Below are 16,239 nucleotides of genomic sequence, written 5' to 3'. Positions count from 1 at the left end.
TCCTGCCGCACCCGGACGCCGGCGCCGGGCCGGCGAGGGTCAGGGGACTCAGAGGGTGTCGATGCTGACGAGCCGCCAGGACTCGTCGGCCGTGACCAGCGGGAAGTCCGGGCGGGCCGGGCGGGGCGGAACCGGTGACGCCACGAACGCGACCGGGTCCGCCGAGGAGGGCGCCCACACCGACCGGATCGGCAACTCCACCTCGAGGATCACCTGACCGCGGCGTCCGACCTTCAGTGCCTCCTGCGTGGCCTCCCACCGGGACATCGTCCATCGGGCCAGCGGCGTGAAGACAAGATGGTCCTGGGCTTGGCGCAACGTGGTGTCCTGACCGTCGGCGAGCGTCCGGCGCCCCTCGGCGAGGGCCCACTCGGCCGCCGGTCCGGTCAGCGCGATCGTCCGGAACAGCACGATCCGCTCGAGCTGGGCCCGGGTCGCCTGCATCTGGACCTGGTCACGCCAGTGCCACATCAGGTCGAGGGCGAGGAGCTCGAGCGAGGGGACCTCCTCGCGCAGACGGAGTGCGTCGATCCGGGCCGTGCGGGCGGCGGGTGCCTCGTCGAGGAACAACGTGTGGAACGCGCGCCGGCGTCGGAGCAGGCTGCCCACGCACTCCTGGAGGAACTGCCCGAGAACGCTCGTGCGCAGCAGGCGCTCGGAACGAACGGCGTTGCCGAGGTTGTGCGCGAACTTGTTCAGCAGCGGTGACCGGTATGCGGCGGGGCCGTCGTACCAGCGGTCGAACCACGGGAACGCGGTGTGGATCAGCTCCGGGTGCCGTTCGTGCGCGGCGATCAGCTCCTGCTCCACGGCGCCCGCCCAGGCGGGCACCTGGCTGTGCGGGCGCAATTGGCCGAGCGTGTGTTCGAGCTGGATCCCAGCCATCTCGAAGATGGAGTGCTGGGTGTCGATCGGCGCGACCGCCGGCATCGTGTCATCGGTGACGTCGCCGATGGAGAGGGCAGCAGCGAGAATGGCTTGTCTGCGACGATCGGTCATCCGGAACCCTCAACGAGAAAGAAGTGCGTGGAGGGGGACGGGGCGTCGACGATCGGTGTACCGGCCCGTGATGTGCCACCAGCGCCGTTCCCCCGAACCGGCCGGTCGTCCATCATCTGCCAGCGCCATGGTAGCGTCCCGGGCCCGTCTTGTCCGGGGTAGTGCTATGAATTGCGCCACAAATCGTGGGCGGGCAGGGCCTGGGTCGCCGGTGGCTTGACACGCCGTCAGACGCGGGACGCCCCACCGCCGACCGTTCGGCAGCCACGGCCGGCTTGAGATGACGGGAATTCCAGCAGGCCGGGCGACATTCGTTCGGGTGTCGTTTGTCTAGTCATCCGTGAGGACGGTAGAGTATCTGTGCGGATAACGGCACCCCCCAACCAGTGGGGTGCGACAGGGTGCATCAGCTAGGGGCCAGGTGAAGGCGCAGTACATGAACGAGACGCCAACGACGGACACCGTGACGGTCGACGCGCTTCCGGGCGAGTTCGACCAGTTGCCGATGCGGTACGGCGGTGCCCCGATCGCTCCCGATGAGGCGCTGGGCGTCGCACGGCGAATCGCCCGGGTGCAGAAGTCGCACGGCCGCAAGGGTGCCACCGTGCCCGACGAGTTGCCGCCGGCGGACGCGCTTCTCGTCCCCTGGGCGTGCCGGCTGCCCCCGCGCCTGCTCGCCTTCGTGCGGGCGAAGGCTGACATGGAGGGCGTGACGGTGACCGATGTGGTCACGCAAGCCCTCCAGGCCTATGCCAACTCCTCGCCCGGCGCGCAGGTCGCCTACAAGGCGCCACGCCAGCGCTGACGCCCGGGGCGCGACCCCCGAGCAGACCACAGAGCCCCCGCACCGAACCGGTGCGGGGGCTCTCGCATGTGCACCCCGAGCCGAAGATCACGGAACGGTAACGGAAAGTATTGCAGGTTGTTGACGCTCCTGACCGGTTCCCGAGAACCTGTGTGTCGTGCGGCCGGGGAGGGTCGCCAGTCATGGCCTGGAGGGTGGAAGGATGTCCGTAGTTGCGGAAGTGCGTGGCGGTGCCGAATGGCACGTCGCGCAGTCACCGGTGGTAGCCGAAGCCGTCGAGATCGACGACCTGCTTGCCGGGATCGCGGGGGACGCGCGACTGTTCGGGGCCGATGCCCTCGGCTCGATGGAGATCGACGGCGCCGTGGAGGAGTTCGTCGCCGACCTGATCGCCTGGCACGGCGAGTTCTGAGAGCACGCCGGCACCCGCCGGTCGGTGCCGGCCGGCGAGTCACGTCCATGGCACCCGGGTCGCCCGGCCGAACCCATTCCGACGGTCGCGTTGCGACGGTCGCGTCGCGGAACTCCGGGCACGAGCCGGCGCGTCGGGCGTCGACCCGGCGTTGACGCGTGGGTACCGCTGCCTGAGGCGGCTCAGCCTACCCGCGACGCAGCGGGCACCGGAGGCAACGCGGACTCATGCCACCAGCGCGGCTCCGGCTCATAGGCCAGGGGGTGGCCCGGTTCGATGCCATCGGCGCGATCAAGGGCCGCGTGCTGGGCGTCCACGATGTCCGCCAGCAGCTCCTTCTGCGCGAAGCTCAGGCCCTGGATGACATAGGGATCCAGACCGACCGCCATCGCAGTGACCAGCTCCTGGAGCAGGCGGATCTGGGCCAGGACGTCCGGTTCGGACGCGGTGCGTTCTGCACGGATTGACATGTCCACCCGAATCGTCTAGACGTCGTCGGAGGTGTCGGGCTTGCCTACGGCACCCGGTGGTGCGAGCAGCGCGCGGATGCGGTCCTCGTCCGCCGCCGATGCGTGCGCCGCGGCGACGTTCGCGGCCGAGACCGCCTCGACCACCTCGGCGCGATGGACGGTCACGGACCGCGGCGCGTCGATGCCGATCCGGACGTCGCCACCGCGCACCTCGATCAGGGTGATCGTGATGTCATTGCCGATGACGATCTGCTCGCCGGCCTTCCGCGTGAGTACAAGCACGTGGACACTCTACTGCAATGTATAGACACTGGCGAGTCCTTCCGGGGAATCGGCCAGGGCGGATCCGTCAACCCAGCCGATCGGCACACCGAGTTCGGTGACCGTCTCCGGGGTCGCGGTGCCCGCGGCTCCCTCCACGGCCAACGCGTCCACCACCATGCCCACCCGCACGTCCTGCACGTACCGGGCGGTGTCGTCCGGCTTGCGGCCGGCGTCCACCACGAGCCACACCTGATCGGCGGCCATGGCGCGGACCGCCTCCACCTGGGCGGCCGGATCGGCGCCGTGGCGGCCGAGCCCAACCGCGATCACCGTGGCGTGACCGTCCTCGACCCCCGCGGCACGCGCCCGGGTCGCCTGATTGCGCGCCTCCAGCGCCGAACTCGTCTGCGGGTTGAAGGTCCCCGCACGGAGCAGGCAGGCGGGGTCGACCCCGAGCGAGCCGAGCATGGCGGCGCCGACCTCGAGCGCGGCACGTTCAGGACCGAGGACGAGCACCAGGTCCCCCGGTCCGCGCAACGGTGCCGGGGCCGACGGTGGGGAGGCGGGGACGACCGGCTGCTCCTCCTGGGTCAGCGCGTCGAGCATCTCCGCGAACCGCGGTGACTCGGTGGACACGGGGGCCGCCCGCATCGATTCCTCCACGGCGTCCGCCGAGGCCAGCAACACGTCCAGGCCACCGACCTGCGGCTCGGACCCGCCGCCGTCGGGCAGTTCCAGGACCAGTTCGAAGTGCTGGCGGGCGAGGAAGCCCGCGATGCCGCCCACCCGCACCCGCTCGGCGGAGACGATCCGGGCCCGCGGGAACTGGCGGTGGGCCTGGGCCCGCAGGTCCTCCAGACTCTCACCCTCCAGTCGTAAGCGCCGCTGCACCGCGCACCACCCCCACCGTCTCGATCGCCACGGACGCGGACGTCACCTCGCCGTAGGAGAGCACCGCCGCCTTCGGACTCCGGGCGGCGACCAGACGGCGTACGGCCGGCCGCAACTGCGGCGCACAGACGAGGACCGCCTCGGTCCCGGCCTGCGCCAGGGCGGCCAGCTCGTTGCCGACGGAGGTGAGTACGGCGTCGATCTGCACGGGGTCGAGCAGGATCTGGGTGCCGTCCTCGCCCGGGCGCAGTCCCTCGAGCATGGACTGTTCGAGCGTCGGATCGAGGGTGACGACGCGCAGGACGCCCTCGGTCGTGCGCCCGGCCACCAGGGCGGGCGCGACGGCGGCCCGCGCCGCCTCGATGAGCTGCTCCGGGTCCGTGCTCGCCTTGGCCCGCAGGGTCAACGCCTCCAGGATCCGGGTGAGGTCGTTGATCGGAACCTGCTCGGCGAGCAGCCCCTGCAGCACCTGCTGCACCTGCGCCAGGGAGAGGACGTTCGGGACGAGCTCGTCGACGGCGGACGGGCTCGCCGCGCGGACCGACTCGACCAGGACCCGGACGTCCTCGCGACTGAGCAGCCGGTCGGCGTGCGCGGTGACCAGCGCGGACAGGTGGGTCACCAGGACCGAGACCCGGTCGATGACGGTGGCCCCGGACATCTCGGCGGCGTGTTGCATCTCGACGGGGATCCACTTGCCGGCCAGGCCGAACACGGGCTCGACGATCGGCGTGCCCGGCAGCGATCCGAGGTCCTCCCCGAGGGCGAGCACCTTCCCGGCCGGAGCCTGGCCACGGCCCACCTCCACTCCGGCGATCCGGACCACGTAGGTGGCGATCGGCAGCTCGAGGCTGTCCCTGGTGCGCACCGGCGGGATCACCACGCCGAGCTCCATCGCGATCTTGCGGCGCAGGGCCCGCACCCGGGCCAGCAGATCGTCGGCGGTTCCGGAGACCAGGTCCACCAGGTCGGGGGCGAGCATGATCTCCAGTGCGTGCACCCGCATCGCGTCGATCAGGTCCTCGGTCTCGTTCCGGGGGGTGCTCTGCGACGTCGTCTCGGCCCGGGCGGACTCGCGCGCGGTCGCCTCCTCGCGCCCCTTGATCCGCTGGCTGGCGAGCAGCAGCAGGCCCCCGATCAGCACGAACGGGAGCTTCGGCATCCCCGGGATCAGGGCCAGCGCGACGGCGGCACCGCCGGCGATCATCAGGGCCGACCGGGACTGCACGAGCTGGGCCCCGGCCGCGGCGCCCATGTCCGTCTCCGCGTTCGACCGGGTGACGATCAGGCCGGTCGCCACCGCCATCAGCAGGGCCGGGATCTGGGAGACCAGACCGTCGCCGATGGTGAGCAGCGAGTAGGTGTTCAGGGCGTCCCCGGCGGACATGCCGCGCTGCAGCATCCCCATCGCGAAGCCGCCGATGAGGTTGATGAAGATGATGATGACGCCGGCGATCGCGTCTCCCTTGACGAACTTCGACCCACCGTCCATCGCGCCGTAGAAGTCCGCCTCGGCGGCGACCTCGGCACGCCGGGCCCGGGCCTGCTCGTCCGTGATCAGCCCGGCGTTCAGGTCTGCGTCGATGGCCATCTGCTTGCCGGGCATCGCATCGAGGGTGAACCGGGCGCCGACCTCGGCGACCCGCTCGGCGCCCTTGGTGATCACCACGAACTGGATCACCACGAGGATCAGGAAGATGACCGCACCGATGATCAGCGACCCGCCCACCACGATGTGGCCGAACGTCTCGATGATCGCCCCGGCGTAGCCGTCCCGCAGGACCAGGCGGGTCGAGGCGACGTTCAGGCCCAGGCGGAACAGGGTCGCCACGAGCAACAGGGACGGGAACACGGAGAAGTCCAGGGGCTTCTTCGCGTACATCGCGATGAGCAGGATCACCAGCCCGCCGACGATGTTCACCACGAACAGCACGTCGAGCAGGGCCGCGGGCACCGGCACGACGAGCAGCAGCACGATCCCGACGACGAAGACCGGGACGAGCAGGCGGGCGTAGTTGCGGTTCATCGCGCTCTCCTAGGCGGGCAGGGACTGGGTGGCGGCGGGCTGGGCTGTGCGGGGGGCCGATCGGGCGGCGGGTCGCGCCACCGATCCGGACCCTGATGCGGGCCGAGGCATCGTGTGCACGGCCCCGGGCGGGACGGACCCGCGCCGCTTCAGGGACATCACGAACGCGAGGATCGCAGCCACGGCGTCGTAGAGGTCGACCGGGATCTCCTCGCCGAGACGGCAGGCGGCGTGCAGTGCCCGGGCGAGCGGGACGTCCGCGACCATCGGGACGCCGTCGGCCGCGGCCTGCTCCCGGATCCGGGTGGCGACGTGACCCGAGCCCTTGGCGACCACCCGGGGCGCGGAGCGTCCCGGTTCGTAGCGCAGCGCCACCGCGACGTGGGTCGGGTTGACGACCACCACATCGGCGTCCGCGATCGCCGCGATCATCCGGTTCCTGGACATGGCCAGCTGCCGGGATCGGATGGCGCCCTTGATCAGGGGGTCGCCGTCGGTCTGCTTGTTCTCGTCCTTGACCTCGCGCTTGGTCATCCGGGTCTTCTTCCGGTTGCGCCGGATGATGATGAAGACGTCGAGGGCCGCCAGGGCAAGGCCGGCGACCACCGCGACCCGCAGCAACGAGCTGACCCCACTGCCGGCCGCACTCAGCAGCGCCGACAGGGACAGCCCGCCGGAGGACAACAGCACCGGCATCAGGGACTGCACCGAGACGACGAGGACCACCGCGACGACCGCCGTCTTCAGGGCGGCCTTCACCCCGTTCCACAACGCCTGGGGACCGAACGTGCGCTTGAGACCGGACACCAGGTTCAGACTCTCCACGGAGACCTTGAACTTCTTCCGGTGGATCCCGCCCTGCGCCACGGCGCCGGCCACCGCGGCGACCAGGGTGGCGGCGAGCACGGGGAACAGGGTCGGCAGCACGGTGCCCAGACCCTCGGACAGCGCAGCCACGGCGATGGCGGGATCGGGGGTGGCGATGATCCGCTCGACCGCGTTCACCTGATGCTCGGCGGCCTCGGCGCCGAGGGTGAGGGTCCAGGGCAGGACGAGAGCGCCGGCGCCGATGCCCAACCACGCGGACAGGTCCTGCGACTTGGCGAGGGAGCCGTCGCCGCGGACCTCCTTCATCCGCTTGTCGGTGGCCTTCTCGGACCGCTCCTGCCCTCCGGACTCCGCCATCTCAGCCCACCCCCACGAGGATGTCCGTGACCTGGTCGGTCAGGGAGGCGACGATCCTGGGCAGGGCCAGGAACGCGGTGGCCGCCAGGGACACGGTCAGCAGGATCTTCACCGGGAAGCCGAGCGCGAACGCGTTCAGGGCGGGCGCGACCCGGGTGAGCAGGCCGAGCCCTGCGTCGGCGAGGAAGAGGACCACGATCATCGGGCCGGCGATCTGCAGGGCCGCCACGAACATCTCGCTCAGCCCGGTGGTCAGGGCTGCGGCCGGGTCGGCGCTCGGCCAGGCCGCACCGAGCGGCAGTGCGGTGAACGTGCGGACCAGGCCGGCCAGGATCAGCTGGTAGCCGTCCGAGGCGAACAGCAGCACGATCGCGGCGAAGTGGTAGAGCCGGCCGAACGGACTCACCGAGACCTGCAGACCCGGGTCGAAGGCCTGCGCCATCTGGAACCCGCCGAACAGGTCGATCAGGCTGCCGGCGGACTGCACCGCGGCGAACACGACGGCGACGAGCGTGCCGAGACCGGCACCGATGAACAGCTGGGACACGAGCGTGAGCAGGAAGTCAGGCAGCTCCAGGCTGACGTACCCGGACGTCACCACCGGGGACACCGCCAGGGCGAGCCCGACGGCGAGCATCGCCTTGATCCGGGCCGGCACCCCGCGGTGGGCGAACGGGGGCGCGATGAACAGGAACGCGGTCACCCGCACCGCGGCGAGCAGCACCGCCTCCAGCCAGCCCTGGTCCAACTGGAACCCCATGTCAGCCCCCGCCCAGAAGGCCGGGGATGGCGTCGAACAGGCCGGTGGTGAAGCTGGTCAGCTCGGAGATCATCCAGTGCCCGCTGATGAGCAGGGCGACGGCCACGGCAGCGGCCTTCGGCACGAACGAGAGGGTGATCTCCTGGATCTGGGTCATCGACTGCAGCAGGGAGATCCCGAACCCGACGACCAGGGCGGTGACCAGGATCGGAAGGCACAACTTCGCGGCGAGGACGAGAGCGTCCACCGCGATGTCCAGGACGGCCGAGGTATCCACGTCAGGTCACCTGGTAGGAGGAGACCAGGGCCGTGACGATCAGTCCCCAACCGTCGACGAGGATGAACAGCAGCAGTTTGAACGGCAGCGAGATCATGACCGGCGGCAGCATCATCATGCCCATGCTCATCAGGGCCGCGGAGGTGACCAGGTCGATGATCAGGAACGGCACGAAGATGACGAACGCGATGATGAACGCGGCCCGGAGCTCGGAGATCATGAACGCGGGCACGAGGGTGGTGAGCGGCACCATGGCGGTGCTCTCGGGGTTCTCCGTGCCGGCGGCCCGGGTCATCAGCGCCAGGTCCTCCTCACGGGTGTGGGCGAGCATGAACTCGCGCAGCGGTCCGGAGCCGAGGTCGAAGGCGTCGCTGACCAGGATGTCCCCGGCCAGATAGGGCTGCAGGGCGACGTCGTTGATCTCGCTCAGCACCGGCGCCATGATGAACAGCGAGAGGAACAGGGCGAGCCCGGCGAGCACCTGGTTCGGCGGCACCGTGGTCAGCCCGAGCGCGTTCCGGGTCATCGCCAGCACCACGAAGATCTTCGTGAACGCCGTCATCATGAGCAGCAGCGACGGCGCGACGGCCAACACCGTGACCGCGAGCAGGGTGACGATCGCGCTGTTCGGCGCGCCGTTCGGGCCGTTGATGGAGACCGACACGCCGCCCGCCGGATCGGCGGTGTCGTCGGGGCCGGTCGGACCGGTGGGGCCCGTGGGCACCGTGGGCGTGCTCGGGTCGGTGGGATCGACGGTGTCGGCGTGTGCGGACCCGGAGAACAGGATGCCGACGAGCACCGTCAGGGTGACGACGGCGAGCAGGGTCAGGACGATCCGGCGCACCCGGGCGGCGGCGGGCACCCGGCCGAAGGCGTCGGCAGTGTCGATGGCGAGGGTGCTCACGCGGCCCGGTTCCTACCGGTGACCGCCGCGGCGGCCGCCTTCCAGGTGCCGACGTCGAACAGGGAGCCCGCCGCCCAGCCCGTCGGCGGCTCGAGGGCGTTCACCGGGAGCAGCGTGGGCCGGTCACCATCGGCACCGCCGGCACCGCCGGTGTCGTCCGTGGCGCGGGCCAGGGAGGCCTCGAAGGTGGGCTGGCTGGGCACGGTCGCGGCGGCGGGGGCGTCCACGGTGTGCAGGACGGTGACCTGGTGCTCGGTCACGCCGAGCAGGAACCGGCTGCCGGCGGTCTCCAGCAGGACGACCTGGGCCTTCCCGCCCAGGTTCTGGCGAGCCACCACGTCCAGTTCGCCGCGGCGCCGGGTCCGGGCGCGGCCGAGGCGGCGCTGCGCGAACCACATCAGAGCGAGCACGCACGCCAGCGAGAGCGCCACCCGCAGCGCCAGCAGGAGGGTGTCCATCAGTCGGCCTCGGTCGCGTCCAGGATCTGAGTGACGCGGATCGCGTAGTCCTGGTCCACGACGACCACCTCGCCGTGCGCGATCAGCCGGCCGTTGAGGAGCAGGTCGGCCGGGGCACCGGCGGACCGGTCGAGCTCGACTACGCCGCCGGGCTCCAGGTCCAGCACGTCCCGCACGCTCATCCGGGTGCGGCCGATCTCCACCGTGAGGGTCATCTCCACGTCGTTGATCCGGCTGATCCGGCCGGTGCGGGACGCGCCCGTGGCCCGGCCACCCGGGTTCGCGTTCGGGCGGAGCCGGATCGCGAACCAGCCGAGGGTCCGGCCGTCCGGGGCGTTCAGGTCGTAGACCGCGACGTCGGAGGCGGCGAGCAGATCGCCGGCGTCACCCTCGGTGATGTCCGAGAGGATCCCGGAGCCGAGGGCGGCGGTGGCCGCCTCCAGGGCGGGCCGCAGCACGTCCGCGCCGGAGACCAGACCGTCGGTCGGCAGGTCATCTGTGAGCGCGAGCGCCACCTCCGCGGAGGTCGCGCCCACGAACGAGGCCAGGAAGGCGGTGGCAGCGCCGTCGGCGGCGAGGTCGTCCGGCCGGATCTGGACCCCGGAGACGGGCATCGGCATCAGCGCGGTGAGCGCCGAGGCGGCGTCGAGGGTGGCGGAGGGGGCGGTGGTGGTGCTCATCGGTTGGACTCCTCGGTGGTGACGATGACGCAGGCCAACCGGGAACCGGTGGACCCGACGGCGGCGGTGGCGAGCACCCGGTCGTCGACGGCGACGTCGAGCGGCCGCGTTCGTGGGTGAGGGATGGTGATCAGGTCGCCGATCGCGAGGTCGAGGATCTGCGCGGGCCGGACCGGGACCGGGGCGAGCCGCACGGACACCCCCAGGGGCACCAGTTCCAGGGCCCCGGCGATCAGATCCGCGGCGGGGCCCCCGGTGGTCGGGACCGTTCCGCCGAGCTGGGGGAGCAGGGTGACGGAGGGCAGCGCCAGGGTGGCGGTGACGCTGCGTTCGCCGAACGTCACCGTGAACGCGGCCACGACCATCGGTTCGTTCGGCCCGGCGGCCTGCGCGAACTGGGCGTTGAAGCGCAGCGAGCGCACCTCCGGGGCGACCCCCAGCAGTTCGCCGAGGGAGTACCGCAGGTCCTCGACGGCGTCACTCATCAGCCGGCGGACGAGGTTCTGTTCCAGGACGGTCAGTTCCCGGTCGGCGTCGGGCGCCTGCTCCGCGGTGGCACCGAGCATGTGCCCGATCCAGGTGAGCGCGGCACCGACCGGGAACTGGATCACCGCCCGCGGGGACTCGCCGGGCAGTTCCAGGAGCACCATCGTGGTGAGCGTGGGCAGGCCGGCGGTGTAGTCGTCGTAGGTCTGCAGCCGGACCTGGTCGAGTTCGACGCGGGAGCGCACCCGAACCTTGGCGGTCAGCTGCGTCCCCCACTGCCGGGCGAACGTCTCGAACGCGAGCTCCAGGATCCGCGACTGCTCCCTGGCCAGCGCCGTGGGTCGACGGAAGTCATACACCACGGGATCACCTGGTGCGGGGGATGGAGCGCCTGCGCGCGTGTCTGCGACCGTCACACCGCTGACTGTCGTCGCCGGCGCCCCCGATGTAAGCGATTCGTGTCTAGACGTTGGTGGATGGTCAGGTGCCCTCTGACAGCAACTGGGGCAGCAACGCTCGCACGGACTCCGGCGCGTCCGAGAGGACCACGATGTCGACCCGACGGTTCATCGCCAGGGCGTCAGGGGCGGAGCCGTCCGCCAGGGGACGGGAGTCGCCGAACCCGACGGCCGCGATCCGCTCCGGGCCGATGCCGCCGGTGGCGATCATGTGCCGGACCACCTGGGTGGCGCGGCCGGAGGAGAGCTCCCAGTTCGTCGGGAACGGGTAGGTGCCGGTGCGGTGGTCGGCGTGCCCCTCCACGGAGACGGCGTATCGGGAGGCCACCACGACCGGGGTGACCGCGTCGAGGACCTGCACCGCGCGGCTGGTGAGCTCGGCCCGGTTGGGTTCGAAGAACATCTCGGAGGTGACCAGCCCGATGGTCAGACCCCGCTCGTCCAGGGTGAGGCGGGCCGCTCCCGCCAGCCCGTCGGCTGCGAGCGCGGCCGCGACGTGGTCGCGGAGCTGCTCCAGCGAGGCCAGTTCCACCGCGGCCCGGTCGGCGTCGGTCTCGGGCTGCGGGGTGGCCGCCGGGCCGGGCATCTCCTCGGGCGGGACCACCACGCCCTCGGTGATGTCGACCCGGCCGAGATCGGTCTGTCCGAAGCCCGTGGAGAGTGCGTTGCGCAGCTCGTCGTACTTGCCCTGGTCCACGCTGGAGATCGCGAACATCACGATGAACAGCGCCATCAGGACCGTGATCATGTCCGAGTAGGAGACCAGCCAGCGTTCGTCGCCGCCCTCCTCGCTGTGGGCGGCGTGGACCCGGCGGGAACGAGTTGTGCCGGCGCGACTCATGCCGCCTTCTCCTTCTGCTGCGGGAGGTCGTCCGGTACGAGTGCGCGCAGGCGTTCGTCCAGGGCGCGGGTCTGAAGGCCGCCCTGCACGGCGAGGGCACCCTCGATGACCAGGGTCATCCGGTCGCACTCGAGGTCGGACAGCCGCTTGAGCCGGTTCGAGATCGGCAGCCAGAGGAAGTTCGCGGTCATCACGCCCCAGAGGGTCGCCACGAACGCCGCCGCGATCGACGGGCCGAGCGTGGCTGGCTCGGAGAGGTACTCCAGCACGTGCACCAGGGAGACCACGGTGCCGACGATGCCGATGGTGGGGGCGTACCCGCCCATGTCGGAGTAGAACTTGGCGACCTGCCGGTCCCGCCCGGACTTCGTGTCCAGCTTGTCCTCGAGCAGTTGCCGCAGCTCCTCGGAGTCCATACCGTCCACGATGGCCTGGAACGCCTCCCGCAGGAATGGGTCATCCACCTCCTCGAGCATGCTCTCCATGGAGAGCAGCCCGTCGTTGCGGGCCTTCTCGGACAGTTCCACCAGTGTCGTGATCGTCCGGTTGGGCGGCACGGGCTTGCCCCGGATCGCGCGTACCGCACCCTTCGCGGCGCGGCCGGTGTCCGCGAGCGTGCCTCCGGCGATCGTGACCATGATGGTGGCGCCGACCACGAGCAGGATCGGTGCGGGCAGCAGCAGCGACGTGAGGCTCGCACCCTCCAGCGTGACCATGCCCAGCAGGGCACCGAACGCGAGGAGGATGCCGATCAGCGTTGCGGGGTCCACGTCGGATCCTCCTTCTTTCGCGACCGCAGCGGCACCGGGGCTGTCGGGTCGGCGGCTGCGGACGGTAGTGGCACCAGACCGAGTTGGGTCCGGTCGCTGGTGAGGGGAAGGTCCCGGGCGCGGGAGACGACCGCGGCCCGGAAGTCGATGATCCGGTCCAGTACCACGTCGAGGGGCTCGGCGACCACATGCTTGGAGCCGTCCACGAGGATGAGCGTGGTGTCCGGCGTGGCATGCATGCGTTCGACCAGGTCCGGGTTGATGGCGAAGCGGGCGCCGTTGAGGCGGGTGAGGAGGATCATGGTGGGCTCGTTCTAGGTGCGGGCAAGGGCCCGATCGGGCCTCGCACTGCACTGTCGGCCGGTGAGCCGGTCGGGTAAGGCCGGTCGCTCGCACATCACCCCAACCCTCGAGATAGCACCTTCCGCCCTGAGATCGCCGCTCGCGAGCGGCGATCTCAGGGCCGCAGGTCCGATCTCACCGCGGGCCGTGGCCGATGCCGGCCGCGGGATCGGCGTCCCGCGGGTGGCCACTGACCTTCGTCCCGGATGCGACCCGTTGCCCGCTCAGCCGAGGGGGACCTGCCGACGAATCAGCGCTTGAGGTTGACCAGTTCCTCAAGGACCTGGTCGGAGGTGGTGATGATCCGGGAGTTCGCCTGGAAGCCGCGCTGGGCCACGATCAGGTTCGTGAACTCCTGCGACAGGTCCACGTTGGACATCTCCACCGCACCGCCGATGAGCTGGCCGAGGCCGTTCGACGCCGCGGTCCCCACCTCGGCGGCACCGGAGTTGGCCGAGGCCCGGTAGAGCGAGCCGCCGGCCTTCTCCAGGCCGGCCGGGTTCGTAAAGCCGGCGAGCGCGATGCGGCCGATGGCCTCCTTGACCCCGTTCGAGAAAGACCCGACCAGGGTGCCGTCGGGGGACAGCGTGAACGACTCGAGCTCGCCGACGCCGCGACCGTCGACGTCGGTGACCTCGACGGAGTTGAGCTCGGCGTAGCCGGTGACGGCGGCCAGGTCGACGGAGACGCCGCCGACGGTGAGGGTGCCGCCGCCGGTGAGGCGGCCGTCGGTGAACGTCAGGGCCTGCGCGGGTGTGGTGTCGGTGCCGTCGGAGCCGGCGACGGTCCAGCCGCCGGCGGTGGTGAACTGGAACGTCAAGGACAGCCGGCGGGTGCCGCCGAGGGCGTCGTACACCTCGACGTCACGGACCAGCTCGGTCCCGTCCTCGGCGTCGGACGGGAGGTTCCCGCCGACGGTGGCCGAGGTGGTGGCCTCGGCGGCGGCGAGGGCGCCGACCGGGAGCGTGATGTCGGTGAGCGGGCCGGTCGGGTTGACCTGGCCGTTCACGGCGGCCCAGCCGCGCACGAACGAGCCGTCCGTGGTGACCAGCCGGCCCGCGCCGTCGAAGTCGAACGCACCGGCCCGGGTGTACAGGGTCTCGTTGCCCTTGCGGACCACGAAGAACCCGTCGCCGGCGATCATCATGTCCGAGGCGCGCCCGGTGGACTGGGCCGCACCCTGGGTGAAAGTGGTCGAGATCCCGGCCACCTGCACGCCGAGCCCGATCTGCGCGGGGTTCGTGCCCCCGGCCCCGGCCTGCGGCCCGGCCGAGTTCTGGACCATCTGGGACAGCGTGTCCTGGAACCGGATCGTGCCGGCCTTGAAGCCGGTGGTGTTCACGTTCGCGATGTTGTTGCCGGTGACGTCCAGCATCTGCTGGTGGGCGCGCAGCCCGGTGATTCCGGAGGTGAGTGAGCGCAGCATGGGTCTGCCTTTCAGGGTCGGTGAGGTGGTGGTCAGGAGGCGGCCGGGGCGGTGCCGGCGTCGATGCCGCTGATGGCGTCGAGGGTCACGCGTTCGGTGCCGACGGTCACCGTCGGCACCTGGTCGGCGTAGGAGACGGCGCTCGCGATCCCGGTGTGGGTCGCGCCGTCGGCGTCGAGGTAGCTGACCTCCCGGCCGAGGAGGTCCGCGGCCGCGGAACGCATCTGCAGGGAGAACGACTCCTCGGTCAGGCGGGCCAGCGAGGTGAGTTGCTCCATGCTGGCCAACTGGGTGGTCTGGGCGATCATCTGGGTGGTGTCCATCGGCGACGACGGGTCCTGGTTGCGCAGCTGGGTGACCAACAGCTCCAGGAACACCTCGGAGTCGAGGGTCTGCTTCGGCGGGGCCGGGGTGGCCGGCTGCTGCGTGACGGTGCTGGCACCGACCGGTGGGATGGGCATGGGGTCTCCTTGGAGTTCAGAGCAGGACGTCGAGGGCGGCACCGCCGCCGGGGCGACCGGTCGCCCGGCCCACCCCCGGACGGTGCAGGGCCCGGTCGGCCCGCTCGGCACTGTTGGCAGGGTGCTCGGCGCGGTGGGCCGGGGCCTCGCCCGGACCGCGTCCGCCGCGCTGGGCGTCGTCGGGATCGGCACCGGCCCGGGCGCCGTCCCCCGGGTGGTCCCGGGGCCCGGCGTCGAGGTCGAGCGTGGCGTTCAGTCCGCCGGCGGCCAGGTCCCGGCGCAGGTCCGGCAGGATCGCCCGGAGGGCCTCCCGGCCGGCGTCCGGGGTCTGCAGCTCGATCCGGATGCCCTCGGCGGTGATGTGGGCCCGCACGGCGATCGGTCCGAGATGATCCGGCGCGATGTTGATCGTCAGGGTGTGCTGCCCTGCCGGTGTCGACCGCAGGGTGAGCAGGCCGTCGAGCAGTTGCGCGGCGGCCGGCCACGGTGTCGTGGAAGGCCCGACGGCGGGGTGCGCCGTCGTGGTCACGGGTACGTGCGGCGCCGGTGCGGTCAGGGGCGTGACCAGGGCGGGGGCCGTTCCCGGGTCCGCCGTGGGTCCGGGCGTGGGTGCGGGTCCGGTGCCGTCGGCGAAGGCGCCGGTGGCCGCTGCTGCCGCCTGGGTCGCGGACGGCAGGCCGAACCCGCCAGCCGTCGGGGCCGAAGCGCGCGCGGTGGCACCGGTCGGTGCCACCACGTCGACCGGGTCCGCCATACCTGCCATTCCTGCCGTACCCGCCATGTCTGCCATGCCGGCGGTGCCAGCCATGCCAGCCCTGCCGGCGGTGCCGGTGGTGCCAACCGTGCCAACCGTGCCGGTCTCGCCGGTCTCGCCGGGAACTCCGGCAGCGTCGGACGCTCCGGTGACCGCGCCCGTGGCGGCGGCCGGCGAGCCGGTGGTAGTGGCTTGCGCACCGGTGCCGCCCGGCGTCAGGCCGGCGGCACCCGCGGCGGGCGCGGACGGCGCGCCTCCCGCTGCCGATCCCGCGAGGGCGAGCGCTCCCGCGGTGGAGGGTGCGCCGTCGGGTCCTGTCGCGCGGCCAACGCCGACGCTCGCGGCGACCGTGGCGGCTCCGTCGACCCTGTCAGCACTGTCGAGAACTCCCGTCCTGCCGCCGGCAGGGCCTGCGACGGCGTCGTCGGCCGAGCCACTCACCGCGCCGGGGGTCGCCGGGGTCGTCCCGGCCCCGGGCTGGGCGTCGGCCGGAACCGGGGGCCGGCCGGCCTCGGCGGGCGCCCCGGGTCCGGAGGCGGGCCCGGAGCCGGGCTCGGTGCGGTCGGGCGT

At 71.6% G+C, this 16,239-nt stretch carries 20 protein-coding genes; 2 read left to right on the top strand and 18 right to left on the bottom strand.

Annotated elements, in window-relative coordinates; all coding sequences use genetic code 11:
• Positions 1–48: 48 nt before the first annotated feature.
• Positions 49–999: a hypothetical protein gene (locus EXU48_RS00100; protein WP_133105561.1), complete on the bottom strand. Its 951-nt coding sequence runs from the start codon at positions 997–999 to the stop codon at positions 49–51.
• A 436-nt stretch (positions 1,000–1,435) separates the two neighbouring features.
• On the opposite strand from EXU48_RS00100, the gene EXU48_RS00095 reads away from it, so the two are divergent.
• The gene (locus EXU48_RS00095; RefSeq protein WP_133105560.1) at positions 1,436–1,804 is read left to right on the top strand and encodes a hypothetical protein; all 369 of its coding nucleotides are present in this window, start codon (positions 1,436–1,438) and stop codon (positions 1,802–1,804) included.
• A gap of 202 nt (positions 1,805–2,006) precedes the next feature.
• A complete protein-coding gene (locus EXU48_RS00090) occupies positions 2,007–2,216 on the top strand; it encodes a hypothetical protein (RefSeq protein ID WP_133105559.1) in 210 nt (69 codons plus the stop codon).
• Between the two features lie 182 nt (positions 2,217–2,398).
• Here the strand turns inward: EXU48_RS00090 and EXU48_RS00085 are convergent, their stop codons facing one another.
• The 17 genes from EXU48_RS00085 to EXU48_RS25255 all read right to left on the bottom strand — a co-directional run.
• Positions 2,399–2,686: a hypothetical protein gene (locus tag EXU48_RS00085; RefSeq protein ID WP_133105558.1), complete on the bottom strand. Its 288-nt coding sequence runs from the start codon at positions 2,684–2,686 to the stop codon at positions 2,399–2,401.
• A gap of 15 nt (positions 2,687–2,701) precedes the next feature.
• Positions 2,702–2,968, bottom strand: a complete 267-nt coding sequence (gene csrA, locus EXU48_RS00080) for a carbon storage regulator CsrA (RefSeq protein WP_133105557.1) — start codon at positions 2,966–2,968, stop codon at positions 2,702–2,704.
• Between the two features lie 9 nt (positions 2,969–2,977).
• Complete coding sequence (locus EXU48_RS00075) at positions 2,978–3,841, bottom strand: hypothetical protein (RefSeq protein WP_133105556.1); 864 nt, start codon at positions 3,839–3,841, stop codon at positions 2,978–2,980.
• Positions 3,813–5,867 (bottom strand): flagellar biosynthesis protein FlhA, encoded by a 2,055-nt coding sequence (locus EXU48_RS00070; protein WP_133105555.1) that lies wholly within the window; start codon positions 5,865–5,867, stop codon positions 3,813–3,815. The genes EXU48_RS00075 and EXU48_RS00070 overlap by 29 nt, the downstream gene beginning before the upstream one ends.
• A gap of 9 nt (positions 5,868–5,876) precedes the next feature.
• A complete protein-coding gene (locus EXU48_RS00065) occupies positions 5,877–7,052 on the bottom strand; it encodes an EscU/YscU/HrcU family type III secretion system export apparatus switch protein (protein ID WP_133105554.1) in 1,176 nt (391 codons plus the stop codon).
• Position 7,053: 1 nt separating this feature from the next.
• Positions 7,054–7,812 (bottom strand): flagellar biosynthetic protein FliR, encoded by a 759-nt coding sequence (locus EXU48_RS00060; protein WP_133105553.1) that lies wholly within the window; start codon positions 7,810–7,812, stop codon positions 7,054–7,056.
• A gap of 1 nt (position 7,813) precedes the next feature.
• On the bottom strand, positions 7,814–8,089 hold the full coding sequence (gene fliQ / locus EXU48_RS00055) for a flagellar biosynthesis protein FliQ (protein WP_133105552.1): 276 nt from the start codon (positions 8,087–8,089) through the stop codon (positions 7,814–7,816).
• 1 nt (position 8,090) lies between these two features.
• Positions 8,091–8,993, bottom strand: a complete 903-nt coding sequence (gene fliP / locus EXU48_RS00050) for a flagellar type III secretion system pore protein FliP (RefSeq protein ID WP_235856749.1) — start codon at positions 8,991–8,993, stop codon at positions 8,091–8,093.
• Positions 8,990–9,451, bottom strand: a complete 462-nt coding sequence (locus EXU48_RS00045; protein ID WP_133105551.1) for a FliO/MopB family protein — start codon at positions 9,449–9,451, stop codon at positions 8,990–8,992. Before EXU48_RS00045 ends, fliP begins: the two co-directional genes overlap by 4 nt.
• The gene (gene fliN, locus EXU48_RS00040) at positions 9,451–10,131 is read right to left on the bottom strand and encodes a flagellar motor switch protein FliN (RefSeq protein ID WP_133105550.1); all 681 of its coding nucleotides are present in this window, start codon (positions 10,129–10,131) and stop codon (positions 9,451–9,453) included. The genes EXU48_RS00045 and fliN overlap by 1 nt, the downstream gene beginning before the upstream one ends.
• Entirely contained in the window at positions 10,128–10,979 is an 852-nt protein-coding gene (locus tag EXU48_RS00035; RefSeq protein ID WP_133105549.1) for a flagellar motor switch protein FliM, read from the bottom strand. Before EXU48_RS00035 ends, fliN begins: the two co-directional genes overlap by 4 nt.
• A 118-nt stretch (positions 10,980–11,097) precedes the next feature.
• Positions 11,098–11,916 (bottom strand): flagellar motor protein MotB, encoded by an 819-nt coding sequence (locus EXU48_RS00030; RefSeq protein ID WP_133105548.1) that lies wholly within the window; start codon positions 11,914–11,916, stop codon positions 11,098–11,100.
• Positions 11,913–12,686, bottom strand: a complete 774-nt coding sequence (locus tag EXU48_RS00025; RefSeq protein WP_133105547.1) for a motility protein A — start codon at positions 12,684–12,686, stop codon at positions 11,913–11,915. The genes EXU48_RS00030 and EXU48_RS00025 overlap by 4 nt, the downstream gene beginning before the upstream one ends.
• Positions 12,668–12,988: a flagellar FlbD family protein gene (locus tag EXU48_RS00020; RefSeq protein WP_133105546.1), complete on the bottom strand. Its 321-nt coding sequence runs from the start codon at positions 12,986–12,988 to the stop codon at positions 12,668–12,670. Before EXU48_RS00020 ends, EXU48_RS00025 begins: the two co-directional genes overlap by 19 nt.
• 290 nt (positions 12,989–13,278) lie before the next feature.
• On the bottom strand, positions 13,279–14,454 hold the full coding sequence (locus tag EXU48_RS00015) for a flagellar hook protein FlgE (protein ID WP_133105545.1): 1,176 nt from the start codon (positions 14,452–14,454) through the stop codon (positions 13,279–13,281).
• A gap of 32 nt (positions 14,455–14,486) precedes the next feature.
• A complete protein-coding gene (locus EXU48_RS00010; protein WP_133105544.1) occupies positions 14,487–14,915 on the bottom strand; it encodes a flagellar hook assembly protein FlgD in 429 nt (142 codons plus the stop codon).
• Between the two features lie 16 nt (positions 14,916–14,931).
• Positions 14,932–16,239, bottom strand: a 1,308-nt coding sequence (locus tag EXU48_RS25255) for a flagellar hook-length control protein FliK (RefSeq protein ID WP_207947556.1), incomplete at its 5' end; no start/stop codon positions are given.

Source organism: Occultella glacieicola (assembly GCF_004353825.1).
Classification (GTDB): domain Bacteria; phylum Actinomycetota; class Actinomycetes; order Actinomycetales; family Beutenbergiaceae; genus Occultella; species Occultella glacieicola.
Note: the sequence above shows the minus strand (reverse complement) of the source record. Positions and strands in the feature narration are given on the sequence as shown.